16 protein-coding genes are annotated in these 21,196 nt (G+C 66.7%); 8 read left to right on the top strand and 8 right to left on the bottom strand.

Features of this window, described 5'->3' with window-relative positions; all coding sequences use genetic code 11:
* Positions 1-432 precede the first annotated feature (432 nt).
* Positions 433-756: a hypothetical protein gene (locus LRA87_RS02620; protein ID WP_230628914.1), complete on the top strand. Its 324-nt coding sequence runs from the start codon at positions 433-435 to the stop codon at positions 754-756.
* Positions 757-807: 51 nt separating this feature from the next.
* On the opposite strand, the gene putA is transcribed toward LRA87_RS02620, so the two are convergent.
* On the bottom strand, positions 808-3,819 hold the full coding sequence (gene putA, locus LRA87_RS02615) for a bifunctional proline dehydrogenase/L-glutamate gamma-semialdehyde dehydrogenase PutA (RefSeq protein WP_230628912.1): 3,012 nt from the start codon (positions 3,817-3,819) through the stop codon (positions 808-810).
* 133 nt (positions 3,820-3,952) lie between these two features.
* On the opposite strand from putA, the gene LRA87_RS02610 reads away from it, so the two are divergent.
* The 3 genes from LRA87_RS02610 to LRA87_RS02600 all read left to right on the top strand — a co-directional run bounded on the left by LRA87_RS02610 (position 3,953) and on the right by LRA87_RS02600 (position 6,350).
* Entirely contained in the window at positions 3,953-4,411 is a 459-nt protein-coding gene (locus LRA87_RS02610; RefSeq protein ID WP_329958576.1) for a MaoC family dehydratase, read from the top strand.
* A 31-nt stretch (positions 4,412-4,442) separates the two neighbouring features.
* Positions 4,443-5,621, top strand: coding sequence for an acetyl-CoA C-acyltransferase (locus LRA87_RS02605; RefSeq protein ID WP_230628911.1), 1,179 nt, complete (start codon positions 4,443-4,445; stop codon positions 5,619-5,621).
* A 246-nt stretch (positions 5,622-5,867) separates the two neighbouring features.
* Positions 5,868-6,350, top strand: coding sequence for a pyridoxamine 5'-phosphate oxidase family protein (locus LRA87_RS02600; protein ID WP_230628909.1), 483 nt, complete (start codon positions 5,868-5,870; stop codon positions 6,348-6,350).
* A gap of 77 nt (positions 6,351-6,427) precedes the next feature.
* Here LRA87_RS02600 and LRA87_RS02595 read toward each other — a convergent pair whose 3' ends face one another.
* Positions 6,428-7,660 (bottom strand): polyhydroxyalkanoate depolymerase, encoded by a 1,233-nt coding sequence (locus LRA87_RS02595; protein ID WP_230629789.1) that lies wholly within the window; start codon positions 7,658-7,660, stop codon positions 6,428-6,430.
* A gap of 153 nt (positions 7,661-7,813) precedes the next feature.
* On the opposite strand from LRA87_RS02595, the gene LRA87_RS02590 reads away from it, so the two are divergent.
* Both LRA87_RS02590 and LRA87_RS02585 read left to right on the top strand, forming a co-directional pair.
* Positions 7,814-9,583 carry an ABC transporter transmembrane domain-containing protein gene (locus LRA87_RS02590; RefSeq protein ID WP_230628907.1) on the top strand — a complete coding sequence of 590 codons (1,770 nt, stop codon included), beginning with the start codon at positions 7,814-7,816 and terminating at the stop codon, positions 9,581-9,583.
* 97 nt (positions 9,584-9,680) lie between these two features.
* Positions 9,681-10,829, top strand: coding sequence for a saccharopine dehydrogenase family protein (locus tag LRA87_RS02585; RefSeq protein ID WP_230628905.1), 1,149 nt, complete (start codon positions 9,681-9,683; stop codon positions 10,827-10,829).
* A 123-nt stretch (positions 10,830-10,952) separates the two neighbouring features.
* On the opposite strand, the gene LRA87_RS02580 is transcribed toward LRA87_RS02585, so the two are convergent.
* Together LRA87_RS02580 and LRA87_RS02575 are read right to left on the bottom strand one after the other, a co-directional pair.
* The gene (locus LRA87_RS02580) at positions 10,953-11,279 is read right to left on the bottom strand and encodes a hypothetical protein (RefSeq protein WP_230628903.1); all 327 of its coding nucleotides are present in this window, start codon (positions 11,277-11,279) and stop codon (positions 10,953-10,955) included.
* Complete coding sequence (locus LRA87_RS02575; protein WP_230628901.1) at positions 11,276-13,615, bottom strand: ribonuclease R family protein; 2,340 nt, start codon at positions 13,613-13,615, stop codon at positions 11,276-11,278. Before LRA87_RS02575 ends, LRA87_RS02580 begins: the two co-directional genes overlap by 4 nt.
* Before the next feature lie 37 nt (positions 13,616-13,652).
* Between LRA87_RS02575 and trhO the strand changes: the two genes are divergently transcribed.
* Positions 13,653-14,585 carry an oxygen-dependent tRNA uridine(34) hydroxylase TrhO gene (trhO, locus tag LRA87_RS02570; protein WP_230628899.1) on the top strand — a complete coding sequence of 311 codons (933 nt, stop codon included), beginning with the start codon at positions 13,653-13,655 and terminating at the stop codon, positions 14,583-14,585.
* 363 nt (positions 14,586-14,948) lie between these two features.
* Here trhO and proS read toward each other — a convergent pair whose 3' ends face one another.
* Positions 14,949-16,478, bottom strand: coding sequence for a proline--tRNA ligase (gene proS, locus LRA87_RS02565; protein WP_230628898.1), 1,530 nt, complete (start codon positions 16,476-16,478; stop codon positions 14,949-14,951).
* 226 nt (positions 16,479-16,704) lie between these two features.
* Between proS and LRA87_RS02560 the strand changes: the two genes are divergently transcribed.
* The gene (locus tag LRA87_RS02560) at positions 16,705-17,604 is read left to right on the top strand and encodes a DMT family transporter (protein ID WP_230628896.1); all 900 of its coding nucleotides are present in this window, start codon (positions 16,705-16,707) and stop codon (positions 17,602-17,604) included.
* On the opposite strand, the gene LRA87_RS02555 is transcribed toward LRA87_RS02560, so the two are convergent.
* The 3 genes from LRA87_RS02555 to gcvPA form a co-directional block, all read right to left on the bottom strand.
* On the bottom strand, positions 17,584-18,105 hold the full coding sequence (locus LRA87_RS02555) for a CcdC protein domain-containing protein (protein ID WP_230628894.1): 522 nt from the start codon (positions 18,103-18,105) through the stop codon (positions 17,584-17,586). The genes LRA87_RS02560 and LRA87_RS02555 overlap by 21 nt on opposite strands.
* A gap of 148 nt (positions 18,106-18,253) precedes the next feature.
* The gene (gene gcvPB, locus LRA87_RS02550; RefSeq protein WP_230628892.1) at positions 18,254-19,828 is read right to left on the bottom strand and encodes an aminomethyl-transferring glycine dehydrogenase subunit GcvPB; all 1,575 of its coding nucleotides are present in this window, start codon (positions 19,826-19,828) and stop codon (positions 18,254-18,256) included.
* Complete coding sequence (gene gcvPA / locus LRA87_RS02545) at positions 19,825-21,183, bottom strand: aminomethyl-transferring glycine dehydrogenase subunit GcvPA (RefSeq protein ID WP_230629788.1); 1,359 nt, start codon at positions 21,181-21,183, stop codon at positions 19,825-19,827. The genes gcvPB and gcvPA overlap by 4 nt, the downstream gene beginning before the upstream one ends.
* Positions 21,184-21,196: the final 13 nt, after the last annotated feature.

Here is a 21,196-nt window from a genome sequence, read left to right as displayed (position 1 = left end):
TCACCAACGGGTCGGCAAGTTGGAGGCACGGTGCTTGGCCGATCATGATTGCTCGCCCATCAGCATGACGCGGTATGCCAAGTTTTCATCGATTACGGAAAGCCTCCTGGAGATGAAAAAGGCGCACCCTGCACGATATCCTGCTAACAGGGATAGCATCGACATAGAGTTGGTGGGGGAGGTGTCGACTAAGACAGGCATCTTCGTTACGACTACGGAAGCCCGGAACGCCGCTTTGAAGTGGCTGGTGGGCCAGTTGGCGCAAACCTTCCGCGTTCAGATAACGGAAGTGTTCCGCCATCCGCAATTGTCGCGAAAAACACCGTCAGAGGCGAGTACGGCGCGATGGTAGGTCTGTTACTTGTGGCGTTGGCGGCACATGGCGCATGCACGGTCGGAACGGAGCAGGTGCCGCCGCTTTGCGCCGGCAGATTGCCTGCCATCCGCACGCTCGTCGTCTCCCGCGTCGGCCATCGCGCGTATGCCGAAGCCGGCGACCGTGTCTCGTGCGGCAGCTTCAGGCCATCCGCGGCTCAGGTTCGACGTTTCCTGATGACCGCCAAGCGGGTCGATCCCGTGGCGGCCGACGCCACGCTGGATCGTTCGCCGTGTCAGGCATCCGGGACGGTAACCTTTACCGACGGCAGCAGAGGGCGCTGGACGATCGAGCAACTCCGCGTCGGCACGCTGATCCGCGGGCGTAGCCGATTGTTGTTGTTCTGCGCCGACTGTCGGACCCTTCCGTTCCGCTGGTAGCGCCCACGAGAGCAGCAGGCGCGAGCGTCTCCCGGCCCGCGCTGCTGCCCCTCAAATTCCCCCTTCGTCCAGGCTCAGCAACGTCGCATTGCCGCCGGCGGAGGTCGTATCCACCGAGACTGCCCGCTCTGCGCAGAACCGGTAAAGGTAATGCGGTCCACCCGCCTTCGGCCCCGTGCCCGACAGCCCCTCACCACCGAACGGCTGCGACCCCACCACAGCGCCGATCATCGACCGGTTGATGTAGAGGTTGCCGACCGCCGCCGCCGCCTCGGTCACCTCCGCCGCACGTGCGATACGGCTGTGCAACCCCATCGTCAGGCCATAGCCCTTGGCGTTGACCCGCCCGATCGTCTCGGACAGCTTGCCCGCTTCCCACGTCGCAACATGCAGGATCGGCCCGAACCACTCCCGGTCCAGATCCTCGATCCGGTCGAGCTTCACCAGCGTCGGCGGCACGAACAGCCCGTCCACCGGTGCCTCCAGCGTCTTGAGCGTCCGGTCGGTCACACTCGCACGATAGTCCATCAGCTTCTCGTACGACGCGCGGTCGATCACCGGCCCCACATCCGTCGCCGGATCGCCCGGATCACCCAGCCGCAGCGTATCCATCGCCCCCGTCAGCATGTGGATGACGGTATCAGCGACATCCTCCTGCACCAGCAGCAGGCGCAGCGCCGAACAGCGCTGCCCCGCCGACCGGAACGAGGATGTGACGACGTCCGCTACCACCTGCTCGGGCAGTGCGGTGGAATCGACGATCATCGCGTTGATCCCGCCCGTTTCCGCGATCAGCGGCACGATCGGGCGATCGTCGTCCTGCACCAGCGTCCGCGCGATCCGCTTGGCGGTCGCGGTCGATCCGGTGAAGGCGACGCCCGCCACCCGCACGTCGCCGGTCAGCGCAGCGCCGACCTCCGGCCCGCCGGTCACCAGCACCAGCGCATCCGCCGGCACGCCCGCGCGATGCGCCAGCTCGACCGCGAAGCGCGCAATCTCCGGCGTCTGCGGGGCCGGCTTGGCGACTACGGTGTTGCCCGCGACCAGCGCCGCGACCGTCTGGCCGAGGAAGATCGCGAGCGGGAAGTTCCACGGCGCCACCGTCGCCCACACGCCGCGCCCCTCGATATGCAGCATGTTGCGCTCGCCGGTCGGCCCGGGCAGCTCGACGGCGCGCAACCGCGCCCGCGCCTCGCTGGCGTAATAGCGACAGAAATCCGCCGCCTCGCGCACCTCGCCGATCGCATCGGGGATCGTCTTGAACGCCTCCTGCACGCAGATCGCCATCAACCGGTCGCGATTCTCCTCCAGCAGGTCCGCAAGCCGTTCGAGGCAGGCGGCGCGGTCGTCCACCGGCGTGGCCGACCACGCCGGGAACGCGGCATGCGCGCGGGTGACGGCGGCGGACACGCCCTCACCCTCACCCTTCCCACCGCCTGCGGCAGCGGGCCCCTTCCCTCTCCCATCGGGAGAGAAAGAGACGGCGTCAGCCGGCGACGGGTGAGGGTGAGCGCGAGGAAGCGGCTTTTTGACCGCCGCGACCGCCGCCTCCAGCGTCGCCACATCGCTCAAATCCAGCCCGCTCGAATTGCGATGCCCCGGCGCGAACAGGTCCTTCGGCAACGGAATGCTCGGATGTCGCGTGCCGCCGACCGCAGCGATCTTCGCCACCGGGTCCGCCAGAATCTCGTCCTCGCTCAACCGCGCATCCGCCAACTGATGCACGAAGCTCGAATTCGCTCCATTCTCCAGCAAGCGCCGCACCAGATACGCCAGCAAATCGCGATGCCCGCCCACCGGCGCGTAAATCCGGCAATGATAGCCGTTCTCGCGCACCAGCCGCTCGTACAGGCCGTCGCCCATCCCGTGCAGCCGCTGGAATTCGAAGTCGCGGCTGTTGCCGGCCCATTCCAGGATCGTCGCCACCGTCAGCGCATTGTGGCTGGCGAACGCCGGCCGGATATTCTCCGCCGCCAGCATGTCCTTCGCCACCGCCAGATACGACACGTCGGTTGCCGCCTTGCGCGTGAACAGTGGGTAGTCCGCCAGCCCCTCGACCTGCGTCCGCTTGATCTCGCTGTCCCAATAGGCGCCCTTGACCAGCCGCACGTTCATCACGCGATCCAGCCCGTTCGCCCACGCCACCACCGGCCGCGCGCGCTTGCCATAGGCCTGCACCGCCATGCCGAACCCGTCCCAGCCCTTCAGGCTCGGCAGCGCCGCGACCGCACCGATGATGTCGAGGCTCATCTCGAGCCGCTCGGATTCCTCCGCATCGACGGTCAGCGCGATGTTCTTCGCCGCCGCCTGCACCGCCAGCGCCTCCAGCATCTGCGTCAGTGCCGGCACGCACTCGCTCCACCGCGCCACCTCGTACCGCGGATGCAACGCCGACAGCTTCACCGACACCGAATGCCCCGCCGCCGGATCGCTGCCGACCGCATCGATCGCCCCGACATACGCCCGGAAATAGCGATCCGCGTCGTCATAGGTCCGCGCAGCCTCGCCCAGCATGTCGAAGCTGGCGGTGAAGCCCTTGTTGTCCGGCTTCTTCATCCGCCGCATCGCCTCGTCGATGGTGCGGCCCATCACGAAGATCTCACCCATCATCTTCATCGCCGCGCCGACCGCCTGCCGGACGAACGGCTCTCCCGCGCGGGAGATCAGCCGACGCAGTGGCCCGGACGGCCCCTCGCCCACCAGCACGCGGCCCACCACGAGACCCCAGGTCGCGCTGTTGACCAGCTTGCTGTTCGATCGCCCGGCGTGCGCGCGCCAGTCGGCATCGCCCAGTTTGTCGGCGATCAGCAGGTCCGCCGTCTCCGGGTCCGGCACGCGCAGGAACGCCTCGGCAAGGCTCAGCAGCGCGACGCCTTCTGACGAATTGAGCCGATATTCCTGCAGGAACTGGTTCACCCAGCCGCGATTCTGCGCCGCGCGCAGGTCTGCCAGCAGTCCTGACGCATGCCCCATGATCCGCTGCCGCGAGTCGGGAGAGGTCGATGCACGGTCCAGTAGGGGTTTTAGAACATCGGGTTCGCTGGCGCGGTACAGTTGCGCCATGGATTTCCGGGCGGCGGACGTTACGTCAGAGGACATGTTCAAGCTTTCGGTCGGTCGAGGCTTGCGAGGGACACCCTCCCGCGCCTACAGAATGGCCCGCGTCTAGCGCCAAACTGCAGCGAAGGGGAATCCCGTGACGACGATCACCGTCGACGAGATGAAAGCCAGGATCGGCACCGAAACCGTCTCCGACTGGGTCGAGGTGACGCAGGCGATGATCGACACCTTCGCCGATGCGACCGGCGACCATCAGTTCATCCACGTCGATCCCGCCGCCGCAGCGCAGACGCCGTTCGGCGGCACCATCGCGCATGGCTTCCTCACGCTGTCGCTGATGCCGCTGCTCGCGTCGAAAGTGCCGGACGCCCCCCGGCTAGCGGGCGTGAAGATGGGCGTTAACTATGGCGGCAACAAAGTCCGCTTCCTCACCCCCGTCCGCTCCGGCAGCCGTATTCGCGGGCATTTCAAACTAATCGAATTCGACGAAAAGCGTCCCGGCCAGTTCCAGCAGACCAATGAATTCACCGTCGAGATCGAAGGGCAGCCGAAACCCGCGATGATCGCCGAATGGATCAGCCAGATATTCGTCTAACCGTCTCATCATCAGCCGAGAGAAATCCACCATGCGCTCAGCCGTCATCGTCTCCACCGCCCGTACGCCGATCGGTCGCGCCTATCGCGGCGCGTTTAACAACACGACGCCGCAGGCGCTCGCCGGCCACGCCATCGAACATGCCGTCAGGCGCGCGGGGATCGATGGCGCCGAGGTCGACGACGTCGTCTTCGGCGCCGCGCTCCAGCAGGGCCATCAGGCCGGCAACATCGCCCGCCAGGCAGCGCTGCGTGCGGGCCTGCCGACATCGGTGTCGGGCATGTCGCTCGACCGCCAATGCGCCAGCGGCCTGATGGCGATCGCCACCGCCGCCAAGCAGATCATCGTCGACGGCATGGATATCGCGATCGGCGGCGGTGTCGAAAGCATCAGCATGGTGCAGACACCGCAGATGCGCGTCGCCCCCGACAAGCAGCTGATCGCGATGCACCCCGACATCTACATGCCGATGCTCCAGACCGCCGAAACGGTCGCCAAACGCTATGGTATCAGCCGCGACGTGCAGGACGCCTATGGTTTCCAGTCGCAGCAGCGCACCGCCGCCGCCCAGGCCGCGGGCAAGTTCGATGACGAGATCGTCGCGCTGTCGGCGACGATGAACGTGGTGGACAAGGCGACAAAGGAGGTCAGCACCAAAGACGTCACCCTGTCGAAGGACGAGGGCAACCGTGCAGACACGACGCTGAAAGGCTTGCAGGCGCTGCAAGCCGTCGTCGGACCGGACGGCGTCATCACCGCCGGCAACGCCAGCCAGCTGTCGGACGGCGCATCGGCATCGGTGCTGATGGAGGAAAGCGTCGCTTCGGCGCGTGGGCTCTCCCCGCTCGGCCGCTACGTCGGCATGGCGGTTGCGGGCACCAAGCCCGACGAGATGGGCATCGGCCCGGTCTTCGCGATTCCCAAGCTGCTCGAAAAGAACGGTTTGACGATGAGCGACATCGGCCTGTGGGAGCTTAACGAGGCGTTCGCGGTGCAGGTTCTCTATTGCCGCGACACGCTCGGCATTCCCGACGAACTGCTCAACGTCAACGGCGGAGCGATCTCTATCGGCCACCCCTATGGCATGTCGGGCGCCCGCATGACCGGCCACGCGCTGATCGAGGGGAAGCGCCGCGGGGCGAAGTACGTCGTCGTGACGATGTGCATCGGCGGCGGCATGGGCGCGGCGGGTTTGTTCGAGGTGCTGTGAGTTGAAGTATTAGCCTGATCGGCATATGTCCGGATCGGGCATTGTCATTGGTGTCCTCCTTGTATGGGCCTCGACCGCTGCTACGGTCGGGGTCCAAATCGTTTGGGCTTCAGGCTACTACCCGAGCCCCGCCCGTGTGCTTTATCGTTTGCGTCTGTCGATCACGTCGATGGCCGAAGCTGCCAACCGCGCAACCAACCCTCGCCGCGCTCGTTCTCCCGCCAAACCCCGTACAGGAGACGACGCATGGCCGACCACGACAGTCCTCAGGAGATTGCCGCCAAGTTCCTCGACAAGCTGAAGGCGAGCCCGTTCGTGATGATCGGCCTTGTGGACGGTGAACATTCCGAGCCGATGACTGCGCAGATCGACGACGATCAGCCGAACACGCTGTTCTTCTTCGCTGGCAAGGACAACCGTATCGCGAAGGGCGGCGACGCGATGGCGCAGTTCGTCGGCAAGGGGCATGACTTCTTCGCCTGCCTCGCCGGCAATGTCAGCCAGGACAACGACCGGGGTCAGATCGACAAGCTCTGGAATAATCAGGTCGACGCCTGGTTCCCGAACGGCAAGGACGATCCGAACGTCACGCTGCTGCGCTTTGACATCGACAGTGCGGAGCTGTGGGAGACCGACATCTCGATATCGGGCCGGGTAAAGATGCTGTTCGGCGGCACGATCCGCGGCGATGAATCGAGCAGCCACGCCGTGGTCGACTCGGTCGCCTGACACGAAACAGGGGCGGTCGCCACCGCCCCTTCGTCGAAACCATACGAGCGGCCTTTCAACAGGCCGCTCGTTTCATATCAGGCGTTCGCCGCCATCCATTCCTCGACGACCGGCGCGACATGGTTGCGCCACTTCGATCCGTTGAAGATGCCGTAATGGCCGGCGCCTTCCGCCATCAGATAACGCTTCTTGTCTTCGGGCAGGTTGGTCGCCAGCGTCAATGCCGCTTTCGTCTGGCCGATACCGGAGATGTCGTCGCGCTCGCCCTCGATCGCCAGCACCGCGACATCGGTGATCGCGCCCGGATCGACCCGGCGCCCGCGGTGCATCATCTCGCCCCGCGGCAGTGCATGCTTCTGGAATACCAGTTCCACCGTCTGCAGATAGAATTCCGCCGTCATGTCGCAGACCGACCGATATTCCTCGTAGAACCCCTTGGTCGCGTCCGCGCTCTCGCCGTCGCCCTGGACCAGATGTTTGAACATCTCCCAGTGCGAGACCATGTGGTTGCCGAGGTTCATCGACATGAAGCCGGCGAGCTGAAGGAAGCCGGGATACACCTTGCGGCCCGAACCCGGGTACATCGCCGGCACAGTCACCACGACATTCTGTTCGAACCACGCATGTGGCCGCTCGGTCGCCAACGTATTGACAGCGGTCGGCGCCTCGCGCGTGTCGACCGGCCCGCCCATCATCGTCAGCGTCTTCGGACGACGGGGGTTCTGGTCCGCGCTCATCAGCGCAACGGCGGCATAGCATGGCACCGATGGCTGGCAGACTGCGAGCATGTGCGCACCGCCCTGCCCCTCGTTGGGGCCGATCGCCTCCATGAACGCGATCAAATAATCGATATAATCATCGAGGTCGAAACGCCCGTCCGACAGCGGCACCAGCTTCGCGTCGCGCCAGTCGGTGATGTAGACCTCGGCGGTCGGCAGCATCCGCTCTACAGTGCCGCGCAGCAACGTGGCGAAGTGGCCCGACATCGGCGCGACGATCAGCAGCTTGGGTCCGCCCTCGACGCCCTCGCGACGGAACCGCTTCAGCTGGCCGAACGGCTTTTGCAGCACGATCTCTTCATGCACCGCCACCTCGCGCCCGTCGATCGTCGTGTGCGTCAGCCGGAACGCCGGCTTGCCCCGGGTCGCGGACGCATGCGCGAACACGTCGAGCGCCGAGCTGACGATCTGGCCACCGCCAACGTACGACCACGGATTGGCGGGATTGCGCATCCAGTCGGCCCCGAACGTGGCCATCGCGCTGGCCCCGGCGAGCATCGAGCGCTGCATTTCATAGGCGTCGTAGAGCATGGTTCGCATCTTTACATAAGATAGGTTGAGAGCGTCGTAACGCAAATCACGGCCCGTGTAATCAGTCTGAACGCCCGAGACGCCCCACCGGCCCCAATGCCCGCCCGTCGCGAGCCGTTGAGCCACCCTCCCGCGACTGCTAGGCGCGTCGGCATGGCCAAAGATCCCGTTCCCAGCAACCGCCGCCTCGGCGATCTCCGGCTCGTGCTGGAGCGCGTGCTGAGTTATCCGCGCCAACTCGCCATCGCGCTTGCCGCGCTTGCCACCACGTCCGCGGCGACGATCGGAATCCCCTATGGATTCAAGCGCGTGATCGATCGCGGCTTCGCACCGGGCGGCGGCGAGACGGTGGCGTCGTCGTTCCATTACCTGCTGATGATCGTCACGGTCCTCGCGGTAGCGACGGCGATCCGCTTCTATTTCGTGTCCTGGCTGGGCGAACGGGTCGTCGCCGATATCCGCACGCGCGTGCAAGCTCACCTGCTCGGATTGACGCCGCGCTTCTTTGAGGAAAATCGTCCGTCGGAAATCGCATCGCGCCTGACGTCCGATACTGCGCTGATCGAAAACGTCGTCGGCAGCACCGTCAGCATCGCGCTGCGCAACACCTTCACCGGTGTCGGCGGCATGATCTATCTCTTCGCGCTGTCGCCCAAACTGGCCGGCATGCTGCTGCTCGGCATCCCGCTCATCATCCTGCCCGTGACGATCCTGGGCCGCCGCATCCGCAACTTGTCGCGCACGTCGCAGGATCGGGTGGCCGACGTCGGATCGCTGATCACGGAGACGCTCGGCGCGATGAAGATCGTCCAGGCGTTCGGACAGGAGCCGCGCGAGGCGCAACGCTTCACCAGCGCGGTCGACGCGACCTTCGCCGCCGCCAAGTCGCGCATCGCGTTGCGGGCAGTGATGACGGCGATCATGATCTTCCTGATCTTCGGGTCGATTACTTTGGTGCTGTGGGAGGGCGCGACCGATGTCGCCGCCGGCAAGATCAGCGGCGGAGCGATCGCCGCCTTCGTGCTCACCGGCGGCATAGTCGCCGGCGCGTTCGGCGCGTTGACCGAAGTGTACGGCGATCTGCTCCGCGGTGCCGGCGCAGCCAGCCGTCTCGCCGAACTGCTGCGCGAACAGCCCGAGATCACGCGCCCCGCCGCGCCGATCCCCTTGCCCGTACCGGTCAACGGCGCGCTGTCGTTCGAGCACGTCCGCTTCCACTATCCGACCCGCCCCGACGTCGCCGCGCTGGAGGATTTCACCCTCAGCGTACGTCCCGGCGAAACGGTCGCGGTGGTGGGCCCCTCGGGTGCGGGCAAATCTACGCTCTTCCAGCTTGCCGAGCGTTTCTACGACCCCGCCGCGGGCCGCGTCCTGCTCGATGGCGTCGATCTGCGGGAGGCCGACCCCGCCGCGATCCGCGCACAGATCGCGATGGTGCCGCAGGAAACCGTGATCTTCGGCGCCAGCGCCCGCGACAATCTGCGTTATGGCCAGTGGGAAGCGACCGACGACGAATTGTGGGCCGCGGCAGAAGCCGCCAACGCCGCCGATTTCCTGCGTGCGTTGCCGCAGGGCCTCGACACCAATCTGGGCGAAGGCGGCGCGCGCCTGTCCGGCGGCCAGCGCCAGCGGGTGACGATCGCGCGCGCGCTGCTCCGCGATGCGCCGATCCTGCTGCTCGACGAGGCGACCAGCGCACTGGATGCCGAAAGCGAGCGGCTGGTGCAGCAGGCATTGGAACGACTGATGGAGAACCGCACCACGCTGGTGATCGCGCACCGGCTGGCGACGGTTCGCGCCGCGGAACGCATCGTTGTGATGGATCAAGGCGGGATCGTCGAGGAGGGTACGCATAGCAGCCTGATCGGTCACGGCGGTTTGTACGCGCGGCTGGCGAGCTTGCAGTTCAGCGAGGCGGCGTAACCTTCCGTCATCCCGGTTTTCGTTGGGATGTATGGGGAAACTTGATCCCTTGTCCCGCAAAGCGCATGACGTTCGCGTAAAGCAACAGGAGAGAGCAATGCGCGACTATGACATTATCGTCTATGGCGCGACCGGCTTCACCGGGCGCCTCGTCGCTGAATATTTCGGCCAACAGAACGTCACCCGCTGGGCGATGGCGGGCCGCAGCCGCGCCAAACTGGAGGAGGTGCGCGACATCATCGGCGCGCCCGCAGACACGCCGCTGCTCGTCGCCGATGCAGACGATCCCGCCAGCCTGAAGGCGATGGCGCAATCGACGCAGGTCGTGCTCACCACCGTCGGCCCATACCAGCTCTATGGCGAGCCGCTGATCGCCGCCTGCGTCGCCGCGGGCACCGCTTACGTCGACCTGTGCGGTGAACCGGCGTGGATGCGCCACATGATCGACGCCCACCATGCCGGAGCGCAGGCGAGCGGCGCGCGCATCGTGTTCTCCTGCGGCTTCGATTCGATCCCGTTCGATCTCGGCGTGCTGACCTTGCAGGAATGCGCCCGCGCCAAATACGGCCATCCAGCACCCCGCGTGAAGGGCCGCGTACGGGCGATGAAGGGCGGCTTTTCCGGCGGCACCGCGGCAAGCCTGAAGGCGACGCTCGCCGCCGCAGCGCGCGATCCGTCGATCCTCGGCCTGCTCGCCAGCCCATTTGCGCTGACCCCCGGCTTCAGCGGCCCGCACCAGCCGACCGGGCTGCTGCCCGAATTCGACGCGACACTCAACACCTGGGTCGCGCCGTTCATCATGGCGGCGATCAACACCAAGAACGTCCACCGCACCAACTTCCTGCTCGACCACCGCTACGGCAAGGATTTCGTGTACGACGAGATGATGGTCGCCGGCCTCGGCGAGATGGGCAAGGCGGCAGCGGACGCGATCGCCAAGCTCAACCCGCTGGCGAGCGACAAGGGGCCCAAACCCGGCGAAGGCCCCAGCAAGGAAGAGCGCGACAGTGGCCATTACGACCTGCTGTTCGTCGGCCTGATGCCCGACGGCGCGCGCTTCGACGCGGTGGTCACCGGTGACCGCGACCCCGGCTATGGATCGACCAGCAAGATGATCGCCGAGACCGCGCGCTGCCTGCTGGAAACGGAAGGCGCCGGCGGCGTCTGGACCCCCGGCGCGCTGCTCGGCACGACGCTGCGCGATCGCTTGCAGGACAAGGCCGGGCTGACGTTTACTGCGGGGTGAGTCTTGCAATTCCTTCCCCGCCAGGGGGAGGTGGCGCGGCGAAGCCGTGGCGGAGGGGGAGGTCCACCATGAACGTGGTGACTCGCGGAAACGCCCCCTCGACTCACCTCGCCGGGGAGGATTTCATCCGCGGTAGAACATCACCGCCCCCACCGCGATCAACAGCGTCACGATCAGCATCACCGGCACCCGCTTCGCCCGTCGTCCTGCCGCAGCCGCCTCATACGCATCCATGTCGAACCAAAACCGTCCCGGCACAGCCACCCGGATCGACCCGTCGGAGACCATCGCCGCGAACGCCTTCGCCTCGCGCTCATCGGCCGGCGCGAAATCGATCGCATCGCTCGCCGTCACCGCGTGCGCGTCGACGAAACGCGGCGCGATCGTCCCGTGCACCAGATAACGGTCGCGCACCGTACCCTGCGGCTCGACACGCACCAGACGCGTCACCGCCGCTTGCCCTGATGGCGGATGTTCTGCGGCCGCCCGCGATGCTTGATCACGCGATCCTTGCGCCCCGAGCCGACATGCCGCGCGCCCGGTGCCGCCCCCTTGCCGCCCGGCAGTTCGAAGCGCAACGCGCCCGACACGGGGTTCGCCTCCGCCAGCCTCAGGTCGATGCGCTGGCCGAGCGCATATTCCTCGCCGGTCTGCTCGCCGATCAGCTTGCGCGCCGCCTCGTCGAAGCGGAAATATTCGCCGCCCAGATCGCGGACCGGCATCAGCCCGTCGCCGCCGATTCCCTCCACCGTGGCGAAGAAGCCGTAATTCTGCACCCCCGTGATCCGCGCCGACACCGTCTCGCCGACCTTTTCCGACAGGAACGCCGCGACATAGCGATCGATCGTATCGCGCTCCGCCTCCATCGCGCGGCGTTCGAGGCCGCTGATGGTGGTGCCGATCTGCTCCATCGCCTCGGCATCCGTCCTGGTCAGCTCACCCGGCCCGAGCTTGTAGGCCGCGACCAGCGAGCGGTGGACGACGAGATCGGCATAACGCCGGATCGGCGAGGTGAAATGCGCGTAGGAGCTCAGCGACAGCCCGAAATGCCCTTGGTTGGCCGGCGCGTAATAAGCCTGGGTCTGCGTGCGCAGCACCTGCTCCATTACCTGCGGGCGGAAATCAGCGTCACCGACGCGGTTCAGCACATGGTTGAATGTCGCCGGACGGATCACCTGCCCGAGCGCGAAAGCCACGTCGAAAGTCTCCAGATAGTCCTTCAACGCGACCAGCTTTTCACGGCTTGGCGGTTCGTGCACGCGGTACATCACCGGCGCCTTCTTCGCCTCCAGCGCCTTGGCAGCGGCGACGTTGGCGGCGATCATGTAATCCTCGATCAACCGGTGCGCATCGAGCCGCTCGCGCGGCGCGACCGACATGATCCGCCCCTTCTCGTCGAGCACGACCCGCCGTTCGGGCAGATCGAGGTCGAGCGGCTCGCGCGCATCCCGCGCCTTCGCCAGCGCGCGCCAGCAGTCCCAAAGGTGGCGGAGCGAGCCCAGGATAAACCCCTCCCCTTCAGGGGAGGGGTTGGGGGTGGGGGACGTCTCACTGAGACCGACGCCCGCGTCCCCTCCCCTGAAGGGAATGGGCTTGCCGTCGATCATTGCCTGCGCATCTTCATACGCCAGGTTCGCCGCAATCCGCACCCGCGCCCGGGAAAACCGCCAGCTCTCCAGCTTGCCCGACTTCCCCACCTGCAAATGGCACACCAGCGCCGCGCGATCCTCCCCTTCCTTCAGCGAACACACCTCGGCGGACAGGATCTCCGGCAGCATCGGTACGACGCGATCGGGAAAATACACCGAGTTGCCCCGCCGCCGCGCCTCGCGGTCGATCTCCGAACCGGGCCGCACATAGAAACTGACGTCAGCAATCGCGACCACCGCCTTCCAGCCGCCGACATTGCCGGGATCGTCGTCGGGCGCCGCCCACACCGCATCGTCGTGGTCGCGCGCATCGACCGGATCGATCGCGACGATCGGCAGATGCGTCAGGTCTTCGCGATCGTCACCCAACGGCAGCTGCGACACCCGCTCCGCCTCGTCGAGCGCCTCACCCGAAAACACGTCGGGAATGCCGAGCTTGTGGATCGCGATCAGCGAGAAGCTGCGCGGCGCGAACGGATCGCCCAACCGCTGCACCACCCGCACCGATAGCCGCGGGGGCCGCCCGGTGATTTCGGTCATCACGAGATCGCCCGCTTGCGCCTCGCCAACGTCGGACACCGGGAACTCGCGCCGGTCCTTCTTCTCGACCCCGGTCAGCCAGAACCGGTCTCCCTCGCGCCGCAACACGCCGAGCACCTGCTCCGACGCCTTCGCCAGCACCTTCATCGGATGCGCGATCCAGCCCGCGCCCGCTTCCTCGGTCCGCGCCAGGATGCGTTCGCCGATCCCCAGCGTGCTCCCCTTCCGCTCGCGCACCCGCAGGCGCGGCGGCGGCGTGTCCGCCTCCCACCGTTCCGGCACCGCCCACACGTTGCCGCCGTCATCGACATCGGCGACGCGCAGCACCGTCACCTTGGGCAGCCCGCCCATCTTGTGGAAGGCGCGGCCGGGGGCGCTATCGATCAGGCCTTCGTCGGCCATGTCCTTCAGCAACGCCTTCAGCGCAATCTTCTCCTGCGCGGTCAGGCCGAACGCCTTGGCGATCTCGCGTTTGCCGGCGGGCACGTCGGAGGTCGCGATGAAGTCGAGGATCTGCGCCTGCGTTGGCAGGCCGGGTCTGGTTTTCTTATGCACGGATGAGAGATAGGGAGCCGACCGCGTTCCGTCATGCTCCATCTTTGCGCGCGCGCCGCCGAGCGGCTAAAGGCTCTCCATGTTCCGCGTCTGTGCGCTCTACCGCTTCACCCCGTTCACCGATCCCGCCGCCCTGAAACCGCCGCTGCTGGCCGCGTGCGAAGCGGCGGGCGTGCGCGGCACGCTGCTGCTCGCGCATGAGGGCATCAACGGCACCATCGCCGGCACCGATGCCGGGATGGAGGCGGTACTCGCCCATATCCGCGCGCTACCCGGTTGCGCCGACCTCGACGTAAAGGAATCGCGCGCCGGGACGATGCCGTTCCACCGCACCAAGGTTCGGGTGAAGGCGGAGATCGTGACGATGGGCGAACCCGCGATCGAACCGCTCGATGCCGGCCATTACGTCGAGCCGGCAGACTGGAACGCGCTGATCGCCGATCCGAAAACTGTGCTGATCGACACCCGCAACGACTACGAGGTCGCGGTCGGCACCTTCGCCGGCGCGATCGACCCGGCGACGCGGACGTTCCGCGACTTCCCGGCGTGGTTCCGCGACCATCGCGACGCGCTGGTGGCGGGCGACAAGCAGGTCGCGATGTTCTGCACCGGCGGCATCCGCTGCGAAAAGGCGACGGCGTTCCTGAAGGCCGAGGGCATCGAGGACGTCTTCCACCTCAAGGGCGGCATCCTGAAATATCTGGAAGACGTGCCGGCAGAGGACAGCGCGTGGCAGGGCGAGTGCTTCGTCTTCGACGAGCGCGTCGCGGTTGGGCATGGCCTGGCGCCGGGCACGCATGGCCTGTGCCGGGCATGCCGGATGCCCGTATCGCCGGAGGACCGCGCATCGCCGCTATACGAGGAGGGCATCGCCTGCCCCCGCTGCGCCGACGTGCGTGGTGAGGAGGACCGCGCCCGCTATGCCGAGCGGCACCGGCAGGCGCTGCTGGCGGCGGAACGCGGCGAGGCGCACGTCGGGCGGCGGTATGAGGATGCGTCGCGGGAGGAGTAGTGCTGCGCCCCGATGTGCACGACTATGCCGTCGCTCCCGCTCCTTACTCTCCTTCCCTGCCCCCCTCTCCGTCATCCCGGCGAACGCCGGGACCCATGGAATGGCTGGATTGGCTACGGCGCACATCAGCAGCCGCTCGCAACCATGGGTCCCGGCGTTCGCCGGGATGACGGAAAAATGGGATGTAAGGTTCCCGCCCCCAGCCTCGTCATCCCCGCGCAGGCGGGATCCATACTGGCTGACTTCGAGAATAGAGCGGACAGTACAGTGACTATGGGTCCCCGCCCACGCGAGGATGACGAACGCCGCAGAATACCGGCGATCCCCGCCGTCGCCTACTCGACGACGCCAAGCCAGCGCCCGTCAGTAAGCCCGCGCCAGCAGCACCCGCTCCACCGCCGGCTCGCCGGTAAACACGCACGCACCCTCCAGCGCACCTGCATCGCTCGGCGCATTGCGGATCGTCAGCTTCAGCGCCTTCAACCGCTCGACCACCGCATCCAGCGCCGCGCCCGTCGGCTTCGACCACGACACCTCGACCCAACCAGGGTTCTTCACGCCCTCGGCGAAATGCGCTTCCACGCCGGCCCAATCGCGTGCGGGCACGATGTTCGCCTGCAACCGCTCGCGCGCCTGTTCGTGCAGCGCGTCCTGGATCGCCGCCAGCAGCGCCGGCGCATCCGCCTCGAAATCGCCGCGCGGCATAACCTGCGAATCCAGCTTGCCGTCTTCACGGTACAGCCGGTCGCGGCGGATCACCGACACGTTGCCACCCGCCATATCCCGACCGCCGATCTCGACGATGATCGGCGCGCCCTTCTTGACCCAGCCCCAGCGCTTGGTCGCCGCCTTGACCGGCTTCAGGTCGAGCAGCGCGCGCACCGGCTCGCCCAACGCCGTCAGGCCGGCAAGGTTGGACTGGATGTCCTTTGCATAGGCGACCAGCGCCTCGTCCTCGGGCACGTCGCGCAGCATCGGCACGATCACGATCTGCCACGGCGCGATCCGCGGCGGCACACGCAGGCCGTCGTCGTCGCCATGCACCATGATGACGCCGCCGATCATCCGCGTGCTGACGCCCCAGCTTGTCGTGTTCGCCAGTTCGAATTCGCCGCTCGTATTCTGGAAGCGGATGTTCTGCGCCTTGGCGAAGTTCGTGCCCAGGAAGTGGCTGGTGCCCGCCTGCAGCGCCTTGCCGTCCTGCATCATTGCCTCGATGCTGTAGGTAGCGACCGCGCCGGGGAAGCGCTCGTTCTCCGGCTTCTCGCCCGCGACCACCGGCAACGCGAGACAATCCTCGGCGAACGAGCGGTAAACCTCGAGCATCTTCAGCGTCTCTTCGCGCGCCTCGTCCGCAGTGGCGTGGGCGGTATGCCCTTCCTGCCACAGGAATTCGCTGGTGCGCAGGAACATGCGCGTCCGCATCTCCCAGCGCACGACATTGGCCCATTGGTTGATCAGCACCGGCAGGTCGCGCCACGACTGCACCCAGCGCGCGAACGCGGTGCCGATCACCGTCTCCGACGTCGGCCGCACCACCAAAGGCTCCTCAAGCTTGGCGGCGGGATCGGGCATCAGCCCGCCCTTGCCGTCCGGGATCAACCGGTGATGCGTGACGACCGCCATCTCCTTGGCGAAGCCCTCGACGTGCTCCGCCTCCTTCTCGAAATAGGACAGCGGGATGAACAGCGGGAAATAGCAATTCTCATGCCCGGTGGCCTTGATCCGGTCGTCGAGCAGCCGCTGGATGCGCTCCCAGATGCCATAGCCCCACGGCCTGATGACCATGCACCCGCGCACGCCGGATTCCTCGGCGAGGTCGGCCTCGGCAATGACGGACTGGTACCAGGCGGCGAAATCGGCTTCGCGCGTGACGGAGAGAGCGTGCTTCATGGGGTGCCTTTATGCCGCTCCGCCATATTCGTCACCCACCTTCATTCCTCCCCCGCCAGGGGGAGGGGGACCGTTCGGCGTCAGCCGAATGGTGGTGGGGGAGGTAAGCGGTGAACGCTATGATCACGGACGCCGTCGCTTCCCTCCCCCTCCGTCACGGCTGCGCCGTGCCACCTCCCCTTTGGCGGGGGAGGACTTTAGCAGGCGCCGCCGCTAGGACGCCCGCGTGACATCCGACCGTATCCTTCCCGCGATCGCGCTGCGCCTGCTGTCCGTGGTGTTCTTCGCGCTGATGAACGCCGCGATCAAACTTGCCGAACAAGCGGGCGCAAGCGTCGTCGAGATCCTGTTCTTCCGCCAGTTCGGCGCGGCGCTGCTGGTGACGGGCGTAATCCTTGCGGGTCCAAGCCTCTCCGCCGTCGCGACGCAGCGCCTGCCTGCACATGTCCTCCGCGCGATCGTCGGGCTGTCGGCAATGGCGATGACCTTCAACGGCATCGTCGCGCTGCCGCTGGCGGAGGCGACGACGATCGGCTTCACCGTGCCGATCTTCGCGACGATCCTCGGCGCGGCGGTGCTGCGCGAGCCGACCGGTGTCTGGCGCTGGGGCGCAGTCCTCGTCGGGTTCGCCGGTGTCCTGATAGTCGCGCAACCGGCCGGTGACCATTTCCCGTTGCGCGGCGCGGCCTTTTCGCTGGCCGGCGCATTCGGGACCGCCTGCGTTACCATATTGCTCCGCCAGATCGGCAAGACCGAGGCTGCGCTGACCACCGTCTTCTGGTTCTCCGTCCTGTCGCTGGTACCCCTGTCGGTCTTCTACCTGCCGGTCGCGCAGGCGCACAGCCCGACCGGTTGGGCAGCGCTGGCGGCAGTCGGCACGCTCGGCGGCTGCGCGCAGATCGCGATGACCAACTCGCTACGTCTCGGTCCGGTGTCGGTCGTGGTGCCGATGGATTATTCCAGCCTGTTATGGGCGACCCTGCTCGGCTGGCTGCTGTTCGGCTCGCTCCCGGCGGCGGCGACCTGGATCGGCGCGCCGGTCATCATCGCCAGCGGACTGGTGATCGTCTGGCGCGAAGCCGTCCGCCGGCGGCAGGAAACCCTGTCAGCCGGCGAGATCGCGTGAGCCGCCCGCCAGCATCCGCCTTCCCCGCAGATACATCTCCAGCCGTTGCGCCGTGAACAGCCCGAGCGCCAACGCCATCAGGATATCCGTCATCGCCATCGGATCGAGCCCGACCGGCCCAGCATAGTCCACGGCGCTTTTGGCACCGTTCCGGACGACGATCAGGAGCAGGATGAACAGCAACGCCGCGGGCGACGACGTCTGACCGAGCGTATGCGTCTCTGGATCGAGCGTGATCCGCATCATCTTGCCCCGCTGCCACCCCAGCCCCGCACCGAGCATCAAAGCGGCAAGACAGAACGCCCATCCCCAACCCTGCGGCGGAAAGCGCGAAAAAGTGAACCCGATCACCACCGCGTAGATCGCGGGCAATATCCACAGCCGCTCGAGCTTGAGCGGCCTAACCCGGCTCATCCGCTTCCACCGGATCGCCATGACGATCGCGACGATGACGAGCGGGACCGCATAGCTGATCCATCCGCCCGGTTGCTGTGCCTGCATTCCCCGCCTCCCGTTCGGGTAAGGCTAGTCGGACACGCTGTGACAAGGAAGGTTATAAACGCGCCGGTGCTCCTGCGCACGCGGGAGCCCCGAGCCACTAGCCGATCGGCCCGTTGCTCTGGGTTCCTGCGTTCGCAGGAACACGAAGTTATTCCGCCGCTTGCGCCAGCGGCGTATCCTTCCACACCAGCACCGGCTTGCGCGCGGCGAGCGTCTCGTCCAGCCTGCTGCGCGGGGCGAAGTGCGGGGCGGACTTGAGCGACACGTCACCCGCCTTCGCCCGCTCCGCCACCGAGCGCAGCGCACCGATGAACTGGTCGAGCGCCGCCTTCGATTCGGTCTCCGTCGGCTCGACCAGCATCGCGCCGTGGACGACCAGCGGGAAGTACACCGTCATCGGGTGGAAGCCTTCATCGATCAGCCCCTTGGCAACGTCCAGCGTCGAGAAGCCCTCTGCAAGGTTGGCGTCGGAGAAGATCGCCTCGTGCATGCACGGCCCCGATCCGGCGAACGGCGCGTCGAGCGATCCCTCCAGCGAACGCAGCACGTAATTGGCGTTGAGCACCGCATCCTCGGCGACCTGCCGCAACCCGTCCGCACCATGCGACAGGATGTAGGTCAGCGCGCGCGTGAACATGCCCATCTGGCCATGGAACGCGACCATCCGACCGAAGCTGCCAGCGTGATGCTCGCCCGCCGTCTCTTCCTCGACCAGCACGAACTGGTCGCCTTGGCGTTCGACGAAAGGCAGCGGCGCGAACGGCGTCAGCGCTTCGGAGAACACCACCGGCCCCGAACCCGGTCCACCGCCGCCATGCGGGGTGGAGAAGGTCTTGTGCAAGTTGATGTGCATTGCATCGACGCCGAGGTCGCCCGGCCGTACCCGCCCGACGATCGCGTTGAAGTTGGCACCGTCGCAATAGACGTAGCCGCCCGCCGCATGCACCGCGTCCGAGATCGTCTTGAGATCGCGCTCGAACAGCCCGCAGGTGTTGGGGTTGGTGATCATCACGCCCGCCACGTCCGGCCCCAGCCGCGCGGTCAGCGCCGAGGTGTCGACGCGACCATCGGCAGTCGCAGGAATATCCTCCACCTTGAAGCCGGCGAAGGCGGCGGTGGCCGGGTTGGTGCCATGCGCCGATTCGGGAACGAGAATAACCTTGCGATCCACCTCGCCGCGCTTCGCCAGCGCCGCCTTGATCGCGAGGATGCCGCACAATTCACCATGCGCGCCCGCCTTCGGACTCATCGCGACGCTGGTCATCCCGGTCAGCGTCACCAGCCAGTGGCTGAGTTGATGGATCACCTCCAGCGCGCCCTGCACGGTATCGACCGGCGCCAGCGGATGGACGTCGCTGAACCCCGGCAGCCGCGCCATCTTCTCGTTCAGCCGCGGATTGTGCTTCATCGTGCACGAGCCCAGCGGGAACAGGCCGAGGTCGATCGCGTAATTCTGACGGCTGAGGCGGGTATAATGCCGCACCGCTTCCGGCTCGGCGAGACCCGGCAGCCCGATCGCCGCATCACGGAACAGGCCACCCAGCTTGTTCGACACGCCAAGGTCGGCCTCGTCGGCGAAATCCACCCCCGTCGTTTCGGTAGAGCCGATCTCGAAGATCAGCGCCTCTTCCAGCATCAGCGCCTTGTTGCCGGTGAAGGTCGGGGCCGCGTTACCGGTGCCAGCGTTCATCTCCGGCCGCCAGCCGCTCTGGTTGATGCTCATGCCAGTACCTCCTGAAGCGCGGCGGCAAACGTCTCGACGTCCTCCGCGGTGGTGGTTTCGGTGACCGCGACGATCAGCCCGTTCGCAAGCCCCGCCTCGTCCGGGTACAGCCGCCCGAGCGACACGCCCGCCAGAATGCCGCGATCCGCCAGCGTGCGGACGACGGGACGCGCCTCGACGGGCAGTTTCAGCGTGAATTCGTTGAAGAACGTGTCGGTGACCAACTCGACGCCCGGCACCTGTGCCAGCCGCTCCGCCGCCGCCGCCGCGCCGACATGATTGATCGCTGCCAACTGCCGCAGCCCCTTCTCACCGAGCAGCGTCATGTGCACCGAGAACGCCAGCGCACACAGGCCCGAGTTGGTGCAGATGTTCGACGTCGCCTTTTCACGGCGGATATGCTGCTCGCGCGTCGACAGCGTCAGCACGAAGCCGCGGCGGCCATCGGCGTCCACCGTCTCGCCGCACAGCCGGCCCGGCATCTGGCGGACGTATTTGTCCTTGCAACCGAACAGCCCGACATACGGCCCGCCGAACTGGAGCCCGACGCCGAGCGACTGGCCCTCGCCGACGACGATATCCGCGTCCATCTCGCCCGGCGACCGAATCGCCCCTAGAGCGACCGGCTCAGTAACGACCGCGATCAGCAGCGCCTTGTTGGCGTGGCAGGCGTCGGCGAGCGGCGTCAGGTCGGCGATGCGGCCGAGGATGTCGGGATATTGCACGACGACGCACGACGTATCGCCGTCGATCGCCGCGATCAGCGCGTCGATATCCGTCTCGGCGGTCAGCGTCGGCGTCGAGGTTTCCAGCGCGTCGCCGGTGTATTTCGCCATCGTCCTGGCGACGCTGACATAATGCGGGTGCAGCCCGCCCGACAGGATCGCCTTGCCGCGCCGCGTGATCCGCCGCGCCATGCCGATCGCCTCCCAGCACGCGGTCGAGCCGTCGTACATCGACGCATTCGCCACATCGGTGCCGAGCAGCCGCGCGACCTGCGTCTGGAATTCGAACAACATCTGGAGCGTACCCTGCGCGATTTCCGGCTGGTACGGGGTGTAGGCTGTCAGGAACTCGCCGCGCTGGATCAGGTGATCGACGCTCGCCGGCACGTGATGCCGATACGCGCCCGCGCCGAGGAAGAACGGCACTTCGCCCGCGACGACGTTCTTGCGGGCGAGCGCGGTCATGTGCCGCTCGACCGCCAGCTCGGACGCGTGGTTGGGCAGGCCGTGGACGGGGCCGTCGAGGCGGGCGGATTCCGGCACGTCGATGAACAAATCGTCGATCGTCGCGGCACCGATGACGCCGAGCATCGCGTCGCGGTCGGGCTGGGTAAGCGGCAGGTAGCGCATCATATACTCCCTA

It is taken from the genome of Sphingomonas sp. Leaf37 (assembly GCF_920939475.1).
Taxonomy (GTDB): domain Bacteria; phylum Pseudomonadota; class Alphaproteobacteria; order Sphingomonadales; family Sphingomonadaceae; genus Sphingomonas.
Note: the sequence above shows the minus strand (reverse complement) of the source record. Positions and strands in the feature narration are given on the sequence as shown.